Source organism: Paenibacillus sp. UMB7766-LJ446 (genome assembly GCF_030226665.1).
Classification (GTDB): Bacteria; Bacillota; Bacilli; order Paenibacillales; family Paenibacillaceae; genus Paenibacillus; species Paenibacillus vandeheii.
In genome coordinates this window covers 369,827-389,440 of record NZ_JASOYM010000003.1, presented here as the reverse complement: position 1 = coordinate 389,440, position 19,614 = coordinate 369,827, and the positions used below count along the sequence as shown (strand labels likewise).

Below are 19,614 nucleotides of genomic sequence, written 5' to 3'. Positions count from 1 at the left end.
CAGGAGGATGAAGCATGAAGTTATTCATACATCGCAAAGATTTGCGTACAGATGATCTGGTCGCATTCGATTATCTGCGGAATCAGGATGCGGAGAGTCTGCATGTGCTCATTTATGATCCTTTCCTGGTGCGGCAGGGGCGTGATCAGGAACATAGCGGAGTGAACTTTCTACAGCATGCTGTAGAGCTTGGTAAGCGGTATCGGGAGTCAGGCCGCAAGCTGCACGTGGCTTATGGCAAACCAGCTGAGGTGACTGATTACATCCTCGAACAAATGCAAAGTCGTGTAGATGAAGTTATTGTTCATCGGGATATGACCCCGTATGCAATCGAACGGGATCGTGGAATACGTAAGGTAACCGAGGAACGAGATGTCACATTTACGCAGCTGACGGATCATTTGCTGATGGATCTGCCGGGGTTCGCTGATTTTACGGGCAAGTCCGAGCCATATAAAGTTTTTGCCGCTTTCCATCGGCGCTGGGTGGAATTCATGAATGAGCATCCCAATCCAGCATCAACCACTACGATTGCGGATGTGAAGGTCAGTGACCAGCAGATAGAATGGCCGGAGACCTTTCAGGTACCTCCACATTTGCTGGCATTTAATAGTTCAGATTTGAATGATCCTCATCTCGTATTGGACTGCTTTTTGTCCGACAGGATTGCTGATTACGGAGACCATCGGGATGAATATGAAGCTTATGAACCGAGCCGTCTCAGTTCTTATGTAGCTGTGGGGGCTGTATCCATCCGCAAGATGTATGATGCTGCGAAACGCACGGACTATTCAAATGAATGGATCAGACAATTATGCTTCCGTGACTTCTACCTGTATCGGGCAGTGTATGAGAGTCATTATTTTACATATGAGAAAAGTTACGATCTGTCGCCGCTCAGTGATTACTACTTCGAACGGTGGTGCAAGGGCGAAACGGGTATTCCGATTATCGACGCAGCGATGACGGAACTGAATGAGACGGGACATATGCCGAATCGGCTTCGTATTCTGACCGCGATGTTTCTTACCAAAAACCTGCAATGCCCGTTTACACTGGGTGAAGCGTATTTCAGACGCAAGCTCAGTGACTATGACAACATTCAAAACCGGGGCAACTGGTTGTGGTGTGCATCACTTGGAGAGAATGCAGCTCCATACTTTCGGGTGAACAACCCCGTGACACAGTCAGAGAAGTATGATCCTCAAGGGGATTATATCCGCAAATGGCTGCCTGACCTGAAGGATTTGCATAGCAAAGAGATTCATCAGCCCCGCCAGGGTGCGATTGTTGATCTGAAAACATCCCGTCAGTCGGCTATTGATGTTTATAAACAAATTCTGGCGAGTCGTCAGACCAATGGTTAAGAAGCTCACCTTAACATATAGGTTGATATAGGAAAGATCCATTTTAGTAGTGGAGTTTACCATTTTCATCCCTGTGACCCAACATTATTTTGGACCCACAGGAACATGCTCACAGGCCGCGTCATAGCGGTCTTTTTTACATATATAGACATGAGAGGACTGTGAAAATTGTTGAAAATTTAGGAACTTTTAAGAAATTGGACTACCCTTCTTAAGCATTATGCTTTTTAATAGATAGTGAGCTTAACGTACTAAGTCACATTAGACATATCAACGAACATAGTAAGGAGAAACGCTAATTATGAGTGAAACCATCAAAAGAGAGCGAATTCCAGAGCTGAATCTCGTACGGGCAATGGCCATCATCGGCGTGCTGTGTGTGCATTCCACTTCATACGCTACGGTGGACATGACAGGTTCAGGGTATTACTGGCTGTACAATTTTATTAATATTTTTATGAAATATGGTACACCCACGTTTATTTTCATGAGCAGTTTTGTGCTGTTCTATAACTATTATTCTCGCCCGCTCGATAAGAAGCTGGTTAGTAACTTTTACAAAAAAAGATTTGTTTATATTTTGCTGCCCTATTTCATATTTTCATTAATGTATTTTGTGATTCTGCACTTCACGCATTATCAGGGCCGTCCATTCGGTGAATCAGCCGTAAGTTTCATAACGAAATTGTTCACGGGCAAGGCGTATACGCATCTGTACTTTGTATTTATTAATATGCAATTTTATCTGTTATTCCCACTGGTCTTGTGGCTGCTCAAGAAATATCCCTCAGTCGTCAAATGGTCAGTACCGATTGGGCTGCTCATTCAGTGGGCATTTATCGTAAGTAACAAATATGGATTCCAGGTGCCGAACAAGGGAAGTTGGGCTTTCTCGTACTTTTCCTACTTCATGCTGGGTGCTTTTATCGGGGTTTATTTTCCGAAGATTAAACAATGGTTTGTCATTAGTCGGGCCAATGCAACCAAAGCTCGTGTAGTTTCATGGATTGTGCTATGGGCAGTATGGATTTTTGCCGGACTCGGTCATGTGTACATTTATTATCTGCTGCGTATGAAGATTGCGACCTATAACACGCTGTGGTATGAGTTCTTCTGGAACTTGCATACGTTCGCCTGTGCACTGGTGCTCATTCAGATCGCGTACCTGCTCTATCGCAAAGGACCATCGCTTATCGTCAAGCCGCTCAATCGGCTGGGGGCACTGTCCTTCGGTATTTATCTGATTCATCCATTTTTCCTGCTGGTCTATCGGAACTTCCCACCACAAACCGGGGTTTCCTGGTTGATTCACCTGTGGTACGCCGGAGGTTTTGGTGTGGCGCTGATTGCATCGTGGATTGTGGTTGGACTCACGGCAAGATTCATTCCGTTTGCATGGGTGATTTTCGGCAATTTGCCCAAACCCAAGCCGCGTCTGGTACCGCAACAAAACTCGGGACAACTCGACGTTCGTTAAAAAAATATTTATGCCAATAAAGGAATAATAAACCGTTTCTTGGTCGACCATTAGGGTTGAGCGGGGAACGGTTTTTTGATTGCCGGTTGGAATCTTATATGGGGAACGGATGTTTCTTTTTCATACTCGAAGGGTAATGAGAAGGCGGAACACCATTTAAATAATTTGATAAGCAGAGAACTTTAAGAACAGGATTAAGGTGAGAACAATGACAACATGTGAACAATGCGGGAAACCGATGCAAGATATATTGGAATACGTGGAACATATCCTTCACGAATGCGTGGGGCAGACGCAGGAGTACAAGACAAAAGACTACGAGACATCTGGCTATGAGTGTGTTAGCGAGCAGATGTGATACAATAGAAAGAAACCGGATTCATACGGAACCGAGGTGACAACATGGAGACGGGCTTGGCCCCTTTCCGGCAGGAAATGACGGAACATGAAGCGCAACTGACCAAGACATGTATGTATTGCGGGCAAAAGCGACCTTTGTCCGAATTTCGACGAAGAACCGGAAAGCGGGCTGGCCCCGGAGCCAGACGCGGCGCTTGTCGCCGCTGTCGTCAGCTCGGTGGACAAGCAGATAACAATAGTGCCCATAACGTCTCAATTCGGCAGACGGATGAGCGTACGGGAAATCAAAATAGTGTAGCACCAGCCCGGCGGCATATAGCTGCCGATGCTTCTTCGTCTGTAAACCACGCAGCAGACCTGATCACAGATGCAGTGGACAGGGGTTCAGGTTCTGTGTCTGTGTCTGCGTCAGACAGACGTATGGATGCTCAGCCTTCAGTGAATTCAACTTCTCCGAGAGAGCGGGACTCTGCTGACTATGGAGAAAATGTTGTCGCAGCTTCTGCTATTACCCCTTCGTCTCCTTCAGGCAACAGGAAGAAGCGGAGAAGAAGGAGGAAAGCGAAGCGTACTGACGTGCATCCGGGTCATGAGCCGACGGAAATGATTTCGCAGACGAACCCCACGAGCGACATTGCAGATCTTCCACAGACCGATGTGCTTCAACAACAAGACAGGGATTCGCAGGTGCATACAGCGAGTGCTGATCCATCTGCGAAGCGTGCCCGCGCGCGCATAGCCGCTGGCACGGATCAGGCCGCCGAGCAGGAAATGGCGGCGGCCAAGAAGGCTCTGCTGCCAGCCAAGCCGCAAGGCCCGGCAGCAGAGCTAGGGGCTGCGGATCAGCCGACCGCAGCCAAGCGCAAACGCAAGCGGCGCCGCAAACGTGCTGCCGCGCTGCCGTCCGGCGCAGAACAGGCCCGCAGCATAGCTGAGGCCAGTGCGCCGGACCTGAGCGACCGTGGCGATGCCAATACGGTCGCTGGACCCACAGCGGCAGTGCAGCCCGCCGCTGCTGCACGGCTCGCGCCCGGCCAAGCATCGGGCGCGGCGATGGAGGCTGCGCCTCCTGCACCCGTGCGCCAGCCAGGCTCGCCCGGGTCGAAGCCGCGCCCGGCACGCAAGGAGCGTGCGCCCAAGGCGGGCAGCGAAGACACCGCCCGTGCCGGAACATCCGGGCAGCGGGCGCCTGCACATTCCAGCCGCAGTCACGGGGCTGGAACAGAAAGCCGTCCCCGCCGTCATACTCCGGCGGCTCCTGTAGCGATTGACCCGGAAGATCCGTCATCGCTTCGGACTAACCGGCAAGGCATGGTGCGCATGCGTGGCAAGACAGACAAAGGGCGGCGCTGGCATCAAGAAGTGGATATGGAGCTGGCGGTCACGCTGGTCAAGGAAAAGGCCGCTGTTGTGGTTAATCGGTACACGATCCGCCGATTGTTCAGTAACAAGGACTTCAAGCGGTTTATTCTGACTCGCGATAACTATACCTGTTATTTCTGTGGCTCGTACGGAGACACGATTGACCATCTTCTGCCGCGAGCCAAGGGTGGACATACCACTCCGCTCAATTGTGTCTGCGCCTGCAATCTGTGCAACCAGTCCAAAGCAGCAATGGATGCCGAGGAATTCATGCGTTCCGGTATTCCCGAGTGGAATGCTGCGCATCAGGAAGAGCTTAATGAATTGGAATTGGATATACAGGAAGCTCAGCTAGAATAAGGGTTAAGCGATATACTGCTCTGAGCTTGTTCCACAATCCGTTTCAGGCGGGGCATTTGATAAGGAGAGCACACCAAGACCGAACAGGTCCGGGTGTGCTTTTTTGTTTTTCAGCGAAGCGGGTGAAATTTCTTCAAATTGACAACGGTACAGCGTTCATATGTACGTTATACTGGGGGGAGTGAGTAGAGATATTTCGGCATCCTTATATTCGAAAGCGGATTTGTTAACAAACATCATAGAAGAAATATCGGACTTATAGATTGGAGGGAAGCAGATGACCCCGGCATCTTTGGACATCATGTCCTATATTACGGAAGAGAATATTCGTTTTTGGCTGGAGAAGTTTCGCTCCCTGGGCCCTTTACCGGGAATTTTGCTTACCTTTATGAAATCGTTCGTGCCCCCGCTGCCTACATTGCTGATTGTTGGCGTTAACGGTGCGGTGTACGGGCTATGGGCAGGGTTTCTATATTCATGGATCGGGATGGTACTCGGCTGTACCGTTACGTTCCTGATTGTCAGGGAGATTGGGAAATCGGCTTTTGTGGAACGTTGGGCGAGTAAACCTCGTGTGCAGCGCAGTATGGTATGGATTCGGCGGAATGCGTTTAGTTATGTGTTTTTGTTGAGTATATTCCCGGTCGGTCCGTTCGTCATTATCAATGTAGCGGCAGGTATCGCGCGGATGAGATTCATGTCTTTCCTGCTTGCGGTAAGCTTTGGTAAAGCCATTATGATCTTCTGTGTGACGTATATCGGTTCCAATGTTGCTCAGTTTATGGAGCATCCTGTGCGGTGGGGCGGCGTTTTGTTGTTTATTGCTGCATCCCTGTGGGCAAGTCGGAAGCTGGAGCGTCATTTTACCCGTTCGTCCTCAAATCGTGAGGAAATGGATGATCTGAGTCACTCCTCTGGAAAGTCTATTTCGTCGTAAACTTACGGAAATGCAAATGCGTACGTTTGATTTTGAATGGTTTAATCGGAGTTGTCCATCTGTTTAGACTGTTTATAGGGGGATAAGCATGATTGACAATGTCTTTGATTTTGAAAAAGAGCTGCACCTTATGAATGAGGATGAGCTGCGTTCGCTATTGCGTATGCTTTATCTTATTGCAGAAAGGGAAGCCAGTGTTCAGCCAGCGGAAGAACATTCTGATCATTTTGCAACGAAAATTCAGTCGATATTTAATACATTGGACGAGAATCGGAACCGGGAGAAAGCTGAGAAACAGGCGTTGATGGCACAGAAACCACGTGAAATTCACATTGCGGTTGGAGAATCGCCGCTAGGCAGCATTAAGGTTGCGATGGGCAAGGTTCCAGGGCGCTCGGAGCGGCGGTTTTTCTCTATGAATGACTACTATGCCATCGGTCCATTGGGCGATTTGACGAACAAGGCGGATTTACACCGCAGGCACCTCTGGCTGCTCGATAAGCTCTATTTGAGTGAACATGGAAGTTATGCCATCCAAGGCATGGATGAGCTGCTTCGATTAAACAGCGTAGTGAGCTCGATTGATGAAGATACGCGAATAACGATCTGGTATGCGAATAATGCTCATGAGAAAACGGGACTTTTATATGCCATGCATTTGCTGCGTAACCGGCTTGGCCCTGTCTATTTGATCGAGACAAGTGCTTTATATCAGGAATTATTTAATAATTCTGAAGTTCAGCATGATGTTCTTAGAACAGGTGGAATTTCTTCTGAGAAGTTGCTAGCGATGTGGGAACACTGCGTGAATGCTGAACCGTTGTCTTTGGAGGAACGCAGACACATGGAGCAAGAGTGGGTGGATTTGGCTGTACAGCCTGGGCTTTTGCGCTTAATGAAGGATGGCGAGATTCAAAGCCTGCCCGAAGACGCGATTGATGAATACATTATGCAAAAAGCCAGAGAGCTTACGTTAATCAGACAGCCTGGTGAATTCATAAAATCAGCCCGTATTGTTGGTGAGGTGCTGGGCCATCTCGAACAAGCTGTCGGAGACGCCTTTATTGAATACCGTATCCGACAGTTGATCATACAGAGACGACTAGAGATGGAAGGAAATCCACATGCCATGCGATTCTACAGTGTACGGCTCCCACAGTGACCGAAATGGACTGTTCACGGTAGTCTTTCATCCGAGAACAGTCCATGCAGTCTTTCAATTCTTTTTCTCATTCCATAACTCCAATAGTGGTCCCTCTTGTCCATATACCGGATCGGTATCCGGGATGGGTACATCTTGAATCTCACGCAGAACCTTGGGTCGCTCTCCCGGTTCACCAGTTCGGGTATTGTAACTTATGCCACCCGGATAGGCCCCGGCTATGCGGAAATCAAGGCTCGCACTCAGCCGCTTATGTCCGGTCCCCGCAGGAAGTACAACGACATCTCCAGCCTGAAGGCGAACGGTCTGTCCATGCTCCCCGCCAAGAATGAGCTGAACCCAGCCGCTGACTACGGCAAGTACTTCATGAGCATTGCTGTGGTAATGATGATAATCAAATACACCGTTAATCCAGCTATTTCCCCATCCGTTACGGTTCAGTAACGACTCCGCACGAGAGGTATCTTTTACCCAAATCCCTTTATACAGAAGTACAGGCAGGCTCGGATGATTGGGTATCACACCATCGTCTTGAAATAACATCGTCTGTACATCATTCATTCGATCCTTCATCGTAAATATCACCTCTCTATGACATTACCCGTTTATTTCTGGAGAAGAACAAAAAACAATGGTAAAATGATACAAAATGTATCACTTTAAGGTTATACTCAGAACATAGACTCTCTTTAGTGAACTTGTTGTATAAATCGCAAGGGGGAATGTGCTTGAACATTGTCATTACAGGGGCTTCTGGATTTGTAGGCTTTAACCTTTCGCAGTATTTAGCGCAAAAAGGACATCGAATCACCCTGGTGGATCAGGATGATTATTGTCAGAGGCTTGTTCACAGCTCCCCACTTCATGACATGGCCTTCATCTGTTGTGACCTCGCTACAGACAGATTCAGCTTGCCACACGAAACAGATTATATTATTCATCTGGCAGCGATGCCACACGTAGACTATTCGTATCATCACCCCGGAGAAGTGTTTCGTAACAACACCCTCAGTACACAGGCCATTCTGCAATATGCATCCGATCATCATATTCCCGTCGTACTGGCTTCATCCGTGGAGGTATATGGAGGGGAGATGGGCAGAGTGTATCATGAAACGGATGATTATGCTCCGGTATCCCCGTATTCCGCGTCAAAGGTAGCCTGTGAGATGCTTGCGCTATCCTATGCTCAATGTTATCAACTTCCTGTCAAAATATTTCGGTTGACCAACCTCTATGGTCCCTGGCAGCTGCCGGATCGGATTATTCCGCGTAATTTTGGGCGAATCATGGACGGCCTGCCGCTGGATATTCAGGGATCGGCGGTACGTGATTTTCTGTATGTGGATGATGCGCTGCGAGCGATTGAACAGATTATGCTGAATGGACAAGATCAGCAGATCTATAACATTTCAACGGGGCAAGGAACGACCATGCAAGAGATAGGGGCGCTTTTGCAAACCATACATGGTTCCCATGGAACGGCGCAGATTCGGGAGCAGGAACCTACCCAATCCAGGGGCTCGAGCCTAGTCGTTCACTCTGGAAAGCTGCGAGCAGAGCTCGGATGGTTCCCCAAGACAACGCTGGAACAGGGGCTAGAGCAGACCTTTCGATGGTATCAGGAACATCCCGATTGGGTAAGGCAATTCAGCCGGGAATATCATACGACAAGGGAGACACGCAGTTTTATTATTGATATGGCCAGATACGCAGTTCCGGCTGTATAAACCAGAACAAAAAAAGCCAGGGAAGGGTGTAGGGAATAACACCTTCCTTGGCTTTTTTGCGCCCCCGTACAATTCCGAATGTTCATTCGGCTTGAACGGTAGGCTGCTTACCTATATCTACTGCACGAATCGTCGTGCGTTTTCACGTTAAACGAATGGATCTAGTGATGCTCTTTCACATCGGCAATTTTATCCTGTACAGCACCTTTGGCCTTATCTTTCTTGCCTTCAGCCTGAAGAGATCTGTTGTTAGTTGCATTACCGACCTGATCCTTCACTTCGCCTTTGGCTTTGTTTACGCCTGCTTTGATTTTATCGCTAGTTGAATTACTCATAATCGAACATCTCCTTCGTTTCTGGTGTAGTCCTTATTAACCGGGATATCCATAGTCTAAACGTTCGCTTTTGGACAGGGGGCAAAAATTCTGCTGGCCATCAGCAAAGCGATGAGCATTCTGGAATTCAGTGTGCGCGAGCGTGTGCAATCACGGGGGACAGAGATGCCTGTAGATGATTTGAAAAACGATCGGGCGAACAGTGAAATAAACCTCAGGAGGCAGGGCGACTCGTCAGGCCTTCTTTGTGTCTTTTTTGCTTTCAAGCCACGATAGGTTCATACTAAGGTAAGAAATGATGTCAATTCAGGAATAAGGCTGTACCCCTAGCTGCATAATAACGACAGTGACCAATTTCGTTGCATGAAATTCATGGTTTTGGAAAACAATTCCTGAAAAATTAAGTTGAAAAATCCTCCCTTGTGTACATATCGCGCATATAGCCATATGGGATCTTGTCTTCATACCACATATGGTAGGATTACGGATCTGGGACAGGATGAAGAACGATTGTAATTCAATTGCAATGCTTGACAAAAAAATCGATTTTGTTACAATGTTCACAATATCTTCACAAGTGTAAAAAATTTCTTTTTCATGTTCATGTGTAAGAGGTGTAATATAGGGGTATAGAGTTCGGTTTCGGCCTGCTTGTCGTTTTGCGTCAACACATGTTGTCCGCAATAGACCCAAGATACAATACATGATGTGGGAGCGGCCCATGGGCTATGCTCATTCTATTGTGTGAAATTTGGTACATTTAGTTGTATTGGATGTATTTGTGGTTCGGCTCTGCATGACAGGCATCATGAAAGTCGCGGACTTCTATCCCAAAGTAAAGGAGGACTTTCTCTTATGTCACAATCGCCTACTCAACAAGAGGTGCCGGTTACAGAAGGTGCCGACGTTTCCCAACGCCAGTCCTTGGACGTACTGGATCAACTGATGAAGCCTGAGGTACAGGAGTCTTTGACCGTTCTGGTGGAGAACCTGCCTAAACTGGCTGAAATGGTCACTGCAATGACCAAAGCTTATGACTTTGCACAAAGCGTAGCTACAGACAAAGTTCTGATCAGCGACACAATGAGCGCAATGGGTGAGTTTGCTAAACCTGTTGTAGACAAAGCTAAAGGTGTAGCTTCTGCTGCCATCGAAGCGAGTGATCGTGCGCAAGCCGAGCAAACTTCGGTTGGTTTGTTCGCTATGCTCAAAATGCTTAAAGATCCAAACGTACAACAAACGCTGCGTTTTGCTCAATCATTCTTGAGCATCCTGAACGAGCGTCAACAACAGCAACGTTAAGATTAGAAGAACGGAGGATGGATATGTCGAAGCAAATTTTGATCTTGGGCGGAGGTTACGGCGGTCTGTTGACTGCGCTGACTGCGCGTCAATACCTGACACCGGAAGAAGCGACTATTACAGTCGTGAACCGTTACCCTACGCACCAAATTATTACGGAACTGCACCGTCTTGCAGCGGGAAGCATTGCTGAAAAAGCAGTGGCCCTTCCACTCGAAAAATTGCTGAGTGGTAAAAACGTGAACTTGAAAATCGATACGGTGGATACAATCAAGCCGGACGAGAAAAAAGTTCTCATGACAAGTGGTTCTACTTACTCTTACGATGCACTCGTTGTTGCCTTGGGCAGTGAAACGGCATTCTTCGGAATTCCAGGATTGCAGGAGTACAGCTTCACGCTGAAATCCGTTAGCGATGCTAACCGCATTCGTGCACACGTGGAAGCTCGTCTGGATGCTTACAAACAATCCGGCAACAAAGCAGACGCTACGTTTGTTATTGGTGGCGGTGGTTTGACAGGTATCGAGCTTGTTGGTGAATTCGCTGACCTTCTTCCGGCTGTATGCCAAGAAAAAGGTATCGACTTCAAAGAAGTTTCCCTGTACACGGTTGAAGCAGGTCCTTCCATCCTGGCAGGATTCCCGCCAGAACTGGTTGAGCGTGCTAAATCAAGTCTGGAAAAACGTGGCGTTAACTTCATCGTTGGCGTAGCGATTACCGAAATGAAAGAAAATGAAGTTCTGCTGAAAGACGGAAGCTCCATCCCTACGAACACACTCGTATGGACTGGCGGCGTTCAAGGTAATGCAGTTGTTGCGGGCAGCGGAATTGAAGTGGATCGTGGCCGTGCGAAAGTTACGGAAGTACTGCAATCCACATCCCATAAAGACGTGTTTGTTGCTGGTGACAGCGCAGTGGTCTTCCCTAGCGAAGGCGCTCGTCCATACCCTCCAACAGCACAATTGGCTTGGCAAATGGGTGAAACCATTGGTCACAACCTGGGCGTAATGTTCAAAGGTGGCGCAATGGAATCCTTCACACCAGTATTCTCCGGTACACTGGGAAGTCTGGGTCGTAAGGATGCTGTCGGCATGATCGGTGGCAACCAGACTCGTCTGAAAGGTCTGCCTGCAACCATGATGAAAGAAGCAAGTAACATCCGTTACCTTGCTCATATTCACGGATTGTTTGCACTGGCTTACTAAGATCTGTTCGCCATGCAGCACACAAAGGTACCCCTCTGGGGGTGCCTTTTTTGTTGTATCCATGCCATGAATACCTTATGGGCATGTAAAAGCATTTTTTAAAGGTAAGGGAGATATATCATATCTATGTTGCTTATCGTAATTATCGAGGACCAAAGGTGCTCAGTATAACTGTATTGGGAGTATGGTATATTAAAGGAGTGCGTGTTATACGCATCACAGGATGCATTGAATGGTAGTAATACATAGCAGCCGGCGCTTAGAAGCGTCGGCTTTCGTTTAAATGAAAGAGAAGTCTGATTTATAAAAAGCTGGTTACAAAAAGGAAAACCGAGAGGAGAATAATATATGAACGTATTAGTTATTGGAGCGAACGGACAAATCGGCAAATTTCTGGTGCAGCAGCTGGCGCAGGAAGGGAAACATCAGGTCACTGCGATGATTCGCAAACCGGAGCAGGCTGATGCATTGAAGCAGCTCGGTGCCAAAGTCGTGATTGGTGATTTGGAAGGCAGCGTGGAAGATCTGGCCGAGGCGATGAAGGATCACAATGCCATCGTGTTTACAGCGGGTTCTGGCGGATCTACAGGCGCGGACAAAACGCTGCTCATTGATCTGGATGGTGCGGTGAAAACGATGGAGGCCGCACAGCAGCAGGGGATTACCAGATATATTCTGGTCAGTGCCTTTGGGGCCGATCAACGGGAGAAATGGTCGGATGCCATTAAGCCGTATTACGTGGCGAAGCATTATGCCGATCGGGCGTTGTTCGCAAGTGATCTGAATTACACCATTATCCGTCCTGGTGGTTTGAAAAATGAGCCAGGCACTGGCAAAATCTCTGTAGGAACAGATCTAAAACCGGGAAGTATTCCACGTGAAGATGTGGCCCGTGTAATCGCTGCTTCCCTTCAGGAGGAGAAGACGTATCGCATGGCTTTTGATCTGATCGCCGGGGATGACTTGGTAGAAGATGCCTTAGGTAATTTGTAATTCGTCTTGTAATAGAACGGGAGAATGGAATGGCTGAATGAAGGAGAGCTCAGCAGGATTGATTCCGTACAGGTGATCAAGGGTGAGCGCAAAGCTCAACTAAAGAGAGAGTTTACATGATAGAGTTAAGCCATGTGTAGCAGGGGCGCTTCGAATGAAGCGTCTTATTTGCTTTTCACTCGCAAGTTCAGTGTGTAATCGTACATGTTCCGCCGTATTGTTCACTATTCGAGCAGGGGCTTGGCGGATACAATCGTAACGAGGAGGTGAGTGCCGATCCAGTCTGAGAAGTAAGTATTTGATGAAATGCATCATCGATCGGAGGAAGAAGAGACGTATCGATTTTAATGTAAGCGCTCTACAAATAAAGTGTGGAGGTGTATTGTTCTATGAATGAGGATTGGTTGAAAAAGAAAACAAATTCACATCGGTTCACTCGTCGCCTTTGTTATCTGCTTGCTCTGATCTTGGCGCTACAATCGCTAGCTATGCTGGTCGCTCCAGGACAACAGGCTTCCGCTGCTCCACTCAGTGTGACCAACGGGGTACAGTTCAAGGATACAAGCGGTAATGTCATTCATGCTCATGGGGGAGGGATGATTAAGGCTAACGGATATTACTACTGGTTTGGAGAGAACCGCAATCCGAATGGAACGTTCAAGGCGGTGTCCGTGTATCGTTCAGCGGATCTGAAAAATTGGGAGTATCGCAATGATGTGCTCACCAGCAGCTCAGCTGTCGAGCTGAACATTTCCAACATCGAACGCCCGAAAGTCATCTATAACAGTACAACAGGTAAATATGTTCTTTGGATGCACAAGGAAAACGGAGTCGATTATGGTGAAGCCCGAGTGGCTGTAGCAACCTCCAGTACAGTGGATGGCAATTATACGTATGTGGGCAGCTATCGTCCGCTTGGCTACGATTCGAGAGACATGACGGTCTACAACGACAATGGCACGGCTTATCTCATCTCAGCGACCAAAGTAAATGCCGACCTGAATATCTACAAGCTGACTCCGGATTTTCTCGGGGTGGAATCACTCGTAACGACGCTGTGGCCGGGGCAATATCGTGAAGCACCTGCCATGTTCAAAAAGGGCGGCGTCTACTTTCTGATCACATCCGGGGCTACGGGATGGAATCCGAATCAGGCCAAATATGCGACTGCCTCCAGCATAACTGGCACGTGGAGCGGCCTGAGCAACTTTGGGGATAGTACAACCTATGGTTCCCAATCGGCATACGTGCTTCCGGTGGAAGGAGCACAGACCACATCCTATCTCTATATGGGTGATCGCTGGGCTGGCGCCTGGAGCGGGCCAGTGCAGGACTCCAAATATGTGTGGCTGCCACTCTCTTTCCCAAGTGCAACCAGTCTGGCGATGAACTGGGCAAGCAGTGTTACCATTGATGCAGCTACAGGTTCTGTAACAGGAGTGGATACGCCTGACGTATGGGATCCCAATGCTTCATATCAGTTGATTAGTCGTAAAAGCAATAAACTGCTTAATGTCATCGGCGGTTCTTCGGATAACGGTGCCGATCTGGAGCAGCGGGCAGATGGCGGCACGACCAGTCAGCAGTGGCAGATCACGGATGCAGGTGGCGGTTATGTCAAAATCATCAACCGATCCAGCAGCAAGCTGATCGGTGTGGAAAATGGCTCCACAGCAGATGGAGCTGTGATTGAGCAGTGGAACGATGGCGGCTGGGCCAGTCAGCAATGGCAGCTCGTTAGTGTGGGCGGAGGTTACTATAAATTGAAAAACCGCAGCACCGGCAAGCTACTTGATATTTCTGGACAATCCCTGGCAGACGGGGCCGCCGCAATCCAGTGGACAGATAATGGCGGTACGAATCAGCATTTTCAGATTGTTAAGGTTCAATAAGGATTTATGTTGAGGTATATGTGTATTCATTAAAAAGATCTTGCGAAGCCCTTGTCCCGCACCTACCTATAGGCGGGACAAGGGCTTTGTGATGTTGTTACCATTGTGCGTGATGCGAGCACAGGGACGATGTCCAGACGATTTTTCGCATCGTGATGTATTTTCAATTATTCTTTAATCATTCTTATTCCAAACTGTGGTAAACTAGTAGAATTGTAGAAATATATACATAGAGACAGGAGCTGGATAACGAAGTGAGTGATAACCAAGTGCTGTCAATTGAAGGCTTGCGGATGAGGTATAACGGCCGTTATGTGCTGAATGGTATTGATCTGGAAGTGAATCGGGGCGAAATGATCGGATATATCGGTCCGAACGGTGCGGGTAAAAGCACGACGGTCAAAATTTTGCTCGGACTGGTTGAGGGATATGTGGGTACGGTTCGCATTTTTGGCAAGGATATCGCGGACGGTGACGTGGAATATAAGCGCAGAATCGGTTATGTGCCTGAAGTGGCGGAATTATACGAACAATTAACCCCGGCAGAGTATCTGACGTTTACAGGAGAATTGTATGGGTTGTCCTATGAAGATGCCGATTATAAGGCGAAATTGCTGATGGACTGTTTTGGACTGGAAAAATCATATCATTCCCGCATCGCTTCCTTCTCCAAAGGCATGCGTCAGAAAGTGCTGCTGATCTCCGCGTTGCTGCATGACCCGGATCTGTTGTTTCTGGATGAACCGCTCAGTGGACTGGATGCTAACAGCGTGATGGTCGTGAAGGAGATTTTGACGCAGCTGTCTGCCAAAGGCACAACCATATTCTATTCGTCACACATCATGGATGTGGTGGAGAAGATCAGCAGCCGAATCGTCCTGATTGCCGAAGGTCGCGTGATGGCGGATGGTACGTTCAGGCAGCTTCAGCAGCAATCCATGGAGGGTTCACTGGAGGAAGTATTCAATCAACTGACGGGTTTCAATGAGCATCAGGCGATTGCGGAACGCTTTGTGTCCATCGTGCAGGAGGTGTACTGATATGGCGGAATCCTCCGACTTCCGCACGCTGAAGATTCTGGATCGTTTTCGACATATCATCGCCAGAACAGGCGCGGATTATGATGTGCTGCGTCTTATTCTACGGGTGAAATTTCAGATGGATCAGCGCAGGGTGCCGACGGTATTGTCAGCGCGCAATGGCAACAAGGAGCAGAAAGAAGGCAATCTGTATTTGCGTTCCCTCTGGTTATACGCACTGATGGGGCTGATTATGGTTCCTTTTGTTGTCTGGGATACGGGACACTATATGCTTCAGATGGGTTTAGTGACCGCCATGCTGATGTTTATGATCATGACATCCATGATCTCTGACTTTTCTTCGGTACTGCTCGATATTCGAGATCGTAATATCATCATGACCAAGCCGGTAAACGGACGTACCGTTGGTATGGCTCGTGCCATCCACGCAGGCGTCTATCTGCTGCTGCTGACAGGTTCCCTGACGGCTGCACCGCTGGTAGCGGGATTGATTGCCCACGGGATCGGATTTTTCCTGCTATTTCTGGTGGAGCTGTTGCTGATGAATATGTTGATTCTGGTGACTACGTCCCTGATCTATCTATTCATGATGAAGTTTCTGGATGGCGAGAAGCTGAAGGACATGATTAATATGGTGCAGATCCTGCTCTCCATCGGGATTGCCGTAGGTTATCAGCTGGTTATACGATCGTTCAGCATTATCGATTTTAATATGGTGTTCACACCTGCCTGGTGGCAGTTGTTGCTGCCTCCGGTATGGTATGCAGCGGCATTTGAGCTGCTGTTCGGCGGTGGTGGAGGCCCCTGGCTGTATGTTTTCTCGGCGCTTGCATTGATTGTGCCAATGGTAAGTCTGTTGGTGTACGTGAAGCTGATGCCTTCCTTTGAATTGTATTTGGAGAAAATGGCACATGCAGGTCAAGCCTCTGGACGAAGACGTGGGGGATGGGATCGCATCATGGCGAAGGTCTTCTCTCGTTCGAGAGAAGAACAGGCGTGTTTTCGGTTGTCTGCCAGTATGATGCGAAATGAGCGGGAATTCAAGCTCAAGGTGTATCCGTCCATGGGATTATCCTTCGTATTGCCGTATGTGTTCTGGTTCACCGAACTACAGAATTCCACATGGGCAGAGTTCAGAGAAAGCTCTTTCTTTTACACGCTGTATATTGTTCTCTTACTGATTGTGACGGTGGTAACCATGCTGAAGTACTCTGGACAATACAAGGCGTTTTGGACGTTCCGGGCGGCTCCTCTGGCTAATGAGGGCGTGCTATATAGCGGAGCGCTGAAGGCTTTCTTATGCAATATGTTTCTGCCCGTATTTATATTAAACGTTATTGTATTTGTGTGGACCTTTGGTCTACGGATTCTCCCTGATCTGGTCATTATATTGTTGGTAGCAACTGCACTTATTCCGTTGTCTGGAAGGCTGTTGCTGCGAAAACCGCCGTTTTCCCAATCCTTCAGTGTGGCCGGGCAGAGTGACGGCTGGCTCATATTTGCTTTCTTTCCGCTCATGGCATTGTTATGGGGATTACATGTATTCATCCACACCATACCAGCAGGTATCTGGATCTATGTAGCGCTTCTGGTGGTGACCAATGTGCTGTTCTGGACGAAGCTGCATCGGCATCGGGTGAAGCGAGAACCTGTAACGGTTGAAGGGTAATGCAGTAGCGGTTGAGGTTCCATGATGAAGGTTGGAAGATGAACGCGTTAAGATAAAGTTGCTTTAAGCCACTCCGGGTCATTGAACCGGAGTGGCTTTTTTACGGTTTTCAAATTCTTTCAGGTTCTCTGGGGCGAGATATGCTGGATCTTAATGCTTGAGAAAATGATAGGGCCAGGGTAACCGTAATCTCCATTTAGGAATATGGATCGCTGGAGACATTGGAGTGTAGTGTTCAATTAGTTGATCAATCGGTATGTTAAGCGTGGGATTTCCCGCTTTGCAGGACAGCTTCTGCGAGTTGATCGGCTGCATCTGCTGTAGACATGGTAGACTGCTTCGCTCTCGCATAGACCTTGGATAGCGTGCCCGCAATCCCCGCCACCTTTTGGCGGATCAGGTCGGGCCCCGCGCCCTCCAGCTCGCAGGCGGTGCTGATGATTCCGCCTGCGTTGAGCACATAGTCAGGCGCGTACAGTATGCCGCGCGCCTGCATGCGGCGAACAACCAGCTCCCGCTCACTGAGCTGGTTGTTCGCCGCCCCGGCAACGATGGAGCAGCGCAGCTCCTCCACTGTTGCCGGGGTCAGTACGCCCCCCAGGGCACAGGGGGCGAACACCTTGCAGTCAGCGGCGTGAATATGGGCCGGATCGGCCGAAATGGCGCCGCTGAACTGCACAAGGGCACGTTGTACACGTTCGGGTACAACGTCTGCCACGATGAGCCGTGCCCCGGCTGCATGCAGGTAACGGCACAGGGCATACCCGACCTTGCCCAGTCCCTGGACGGCAACGGAAATGCCCTGCAAGGCGCCGATGCCCTGGTGACACAGCGATGTCACAATGCCGGTGTACACCCCATAGGCGGTCATCTCGGCTGTGAAGTCATCCTTTGCGCCAAGCGATCCGGTCGTATCCGTCACATGGGCCGTTTCCAGCCGGATCTGATCCATGTCTGCCGCCGTAGTGCCCAGATCAAGCCCAGTGACATAGCGGCCGTTCAGTCTTTCCAGAGAACGACCAAGCGCACGGAAAATCGCTGCACGTTTGGAGGCCTGTAAGCTCAAGGCGATGCTATCCGAAGGTTCCGGATCTCTATTTGTACGTATCACGGAAGTATTTAACGGTCCGTCATTTATGTTGTTTCCGATATCTTTTTTCGTTTCTGCTTCGATTCCCGCAGCTTCTCGATCCCCGTGTGTTTGCCCCTTGGTTTTCTCGTTATTTTTCTTGAGGATTTCGCTGCCTGGACTGTTGCCACCTGTTATACCTCTCAGCTCGGTTGGCACATCCCATACCACAGCTTTACCACCACCATATGGCAGGCCGGATACCGCCGATTTGTAGGTCATGCCTTTGGCGAGTTTGATGGCGTCCCGAACAGCGTCCTCTTCCGATGCATACGTCCAGCAGCGACATCCTCCAAGTGCTGGACCCAGTACCGTACTATGAATGGCAATGACGGCTTTGAGCCCGCTGCGTGGATCATGGCAAAATATGAGTTCTTCCATAGCTTCCCGTTCCATCTCGTGCCACAACTGCATGGCATTTCCCCCTTTTAGTAGCCGTCGTTTCCCGAACCTGCTGCCTAACATTTCGTTCTCATTACTGATGACTCAGCATATTCAGTCCCGCAGGTTTTCGCCCCTGGGTCTCAGGCCGGGTTGATAATGAGCAGAAAGGGCTCTATAATGGCAGTTCCGGCATGCCCGTGGGCAGAAAATGCAGCCGATTGTTATTCAACCGTTTAAAATGACCGTATAACGTCCAATGATGGAGATAGAGTAGACGTACAGACGCGTAAATGACGTGCAAAGGAAACGGAATGAAGGCGCACAACAAACAGCCCGTTCCGGTGTGAAAGTCAGGAAAGAGGGATGGCGATTGTTTAAAATACTGGTATTTATCTTTTTAATCCAGATTGTGTATGTATCCGCGTATACACTTCGGATGATTTTGACGCTCAAAGGACAGAAATATATTGCTGCGCTCATCAGTATGGGCGAGATTGTAATCTATGTACTTGGCCTGAATTTGGTACTCAAATATCTGACTCAGCCTTCTGCGTTGATTGTGTATGCCGTTGGTTATGGGCTAGGGGTACTGCTGGGTGCCTGGATTGAAGAGAAGATTGCGCTCGGTTACGTTACCGTTAAGGTGATTTGTAACCAGATGGGCGGGGATGTGGCGAATGCCTTGCGGGATAAAGGTTACGGTGTTACCGCCTGGGTTGGCAGTGGGCGTGACGGAGATCGACTGGTTATGGAGATTTTGGCGAAACGCAAAAACCAGAAACTGCTGTATCAGACGATTCTGGCGCTGGATCCCAAAGCATTTGTCATTACCGTCGAACCCAAACAGTTCCATGGCGGGTTCTGGACACGTTCGATCAAAAGATAATTAAGGAATATTCCAGATAATAGT

Annotated in this window: 16 protein-coding genes; 13 read left to right on the top strand and 3 right to left on the bottom strand. The window is 48.7% G+C overall.

Going from position 1 to position 19,614, the window contains the following annotated elements:
* Positions 1-14 precede the first annotated feature (14 nt).
* From QP794_RS09800 to QP794_RS09775, 5 genes are all read left to right on the top strand, one after another.
* Positions 15-1,367 carry a cryptochrome/photolyase family protein gene (locus tag QP794_RS09800; RefSeq protein ID WP_285076027.1) on the top strand — a complete coding sequence of 451 codons (1,353 nt, stop codon included), beginning with the start codon at positions 15-17 and terminating at the stop codon, positions 1,365-1,367.
* Between the two features lie 301 nt (positions 1,368-1,668).
* Positions 1,669-2,844: an acyltransferase gene (locus tag QP794_RS09795; RefSeq protein WP_024629778.1), complete on the top strand. Its 1,176-nt coding sequence runs from the start codon at positions 1,669-1,671 to the stop codon at positions 2,842-2,844.
* 402 nt (positions 2,845-3,246) lie between these two features.
* On the top strand, positions 3,247-4,926 hold the full coding sequence (locus tag QP794_RS33310; RefSeq protein ID WP_483311889.1) for an HNH endonuclease: 1,680 nt from the start codon (positions 3,247-3,249) through the stop codon (positions 4,924-4,926).
* Between the two features lie 277 nt (positions 4,927-5,203).
* Complete coding sequence (locus tag QP794_RS09780; protein ID WP_285076025.1) at positions 5,204-5,863, top strand: TVP38/TMEM64 family protein; 660 nt, start codon at positions 5,204-5,206, stop codon at positions 5,861-5,863.
* 88 nt (positions 5,864-5,951) lie between these two features.
* Positions 5,952-7,025: a DUF1835 domain-containing protein gene (locus QP794_RS09775; protein ID WP_285076023.1), complete on the top strand. Its 1,074-nt coding sequence runs from the start codon at positions 5,952-5,954 to the stop codon at positions 7,023-7,025.
* 54 nt (positions 7,026-7,079) lie between these two features.
* Here QP794_RS09775 and QP794_RS09770 read toward each other — a convergent pair whose 3' ends face one another.
* Positions 7,080-7,598 carry a cupin domain-containing protein gene (locus tag QP794_RS09770; protein ID WP_285076021.1) on the bottom strand — a complete coding sequence of 173 codons (519 nt, stop codon included), beginning with the start codon at positions 7,596-7,598 and terminating at the stop codon, positions 7,080-7,082.
* A 149-nt stretch (positions 7,599-7,747) separates the two neighbouring features.
* Here QP794_RS09770 and QP794_RS09765 point away from each other — a divergent pair, with 149 nt between their 5' ends.
* Positions 7,748-8,755 (top strand): NAD-dependent epimerase/dehydratase family protein, encoded by a 1,008-nt coding sequence (locus QP794_RS09765; protein ID WP_094938761.1) that lies wholly within the window; start codon positions 7,748-7,750, stop codon positions 8,753-8,755.
* 161 nt (positions 8,756-8,916) lie between these two features.
* On the opposite strand, the gene QP794_RS09760 is transcribed toward QP794_RS09765, so the two are convergent.
* Positions 8,917-9,090 carry a CsbD family protein gene (locus QP794_RS09760; RefSeq protein ID WP_285076017.1) on the bottom strand — a complete coding sequence of 58 codons (174 nt, stop codon included), beginning with the start codon at positions 9,088-9,090 and terminating at the stop codon, positions 8,917-8,919.
* 855 nt (positions 9,091-9,945) lie between these two features.
* Between QP794_RS09760 and QP794_RS09755 the strand changes: the two genes are divergently transcribed.
* From QP794_RS09755 to QP794_RS09730, 6 genes are all read left to right on the top strand, one after another.
* A complete protein-coding gene (locus QP794_RS09755) occupies positions 9,946-10,392 on the top strand; it encodes a DUF1641 domain-containing protein (protein WP_024629786.1) in 447 nt (148 codons plus the stop codon).
* A gap of 23 nt (positions 10,393-10,415) precedes the next feature.
* Entirely contained in the window at positions 10,416-11,597 is a 1,182-nt protein-coding gene (locus tag QP794_RS09750) for an NAD(P)/FAD-dependent oxidoreductase (RefSeq protein ID WP_024629787.1), read from the top strand.
* Between the two features lie 348 nt (positions 11,598-11,945).
* Positions 11,946-12,590, top strand: coding sequence for an SDR family oxidoreductase (locus tag QP794_RS09745; protein ID WP_094938757.1), 645 nt, complete (start codon positions 11,946-11,948; stop codon positions 12,588-12,590).
* Positions 12,591-12,979: 389 nt separating this feature from the next.
* Entirely contained in the window at positions 12,980-14,482 is a 1,503-nt protein-coding gene (locus tag QP794_RS09740; RefSeq protein WP_285076010.1) for an RICIN domain-containing protein, read from the top strand.
* A 254-nt stretch (positions 14,483-14,736) separates the two neighbouring features.
* Positions 14,737-15,522, top strand: coding sequence for an ABC transporter ATP-binding protein (locus tag QP794_RS09735; RefSeq protein ID WP_285076008.1), 786 nt, complete (start codon positions 14,737-14,739; stop codon positions 15,520-15,522).
* A 1-nt stretch (position 15,523) separates the two neighbouring features.
* The gene (locus QP794_RS09730) at positions 15,524-17,191 is read left to right on the top strand and encodes a hypothetical protein (RefSeq protein WP_285076006.1); all 1,668 of its coding nucleotides are present in this window, start codon (positions 15,524-15,526) and stop codon (positions 17,189-17,191) included.
* Positions 17,192-17,450: 259 nt separating this feature from the next.
* Here the strand turns inward: QP794_RS09730 and QP794_RS09725 are convergent, their stop codons facing one another.
* The gene (locus tag QP794_RS09725; RefSeq protein ID WP_285076004.1) at positions 17,451-18,734 is read right to left on the bottom strand and encodes a Leu/Phe/Val dehydrogenase; all 1,284 of its coding nucleotides are present in this window, start codon (positions 18,732-18,734) and stop codon (positions 17,451-17,453) included.
* A 340-nt stretch (positions 18,735-19,074) separates the two neighbouring features.
* Here QP794_RS09725 and QP794_RS09720 point away from each other — a divergent pair, with 340 nt between their 5' ends.
* Complete coding sequence (locus QP794_RS09720; RefSeq protein WP_079348022.1) at positions 19,075-19,590, top strand: DUF2179 domain-containing protein; 516 nt, start codon at positions 19,075-19,077, stop codon at positions 19,588-19,590.
* The last annotated feature ends 24 nt before the right edge of the window (positions 19,591-19,614 follow it).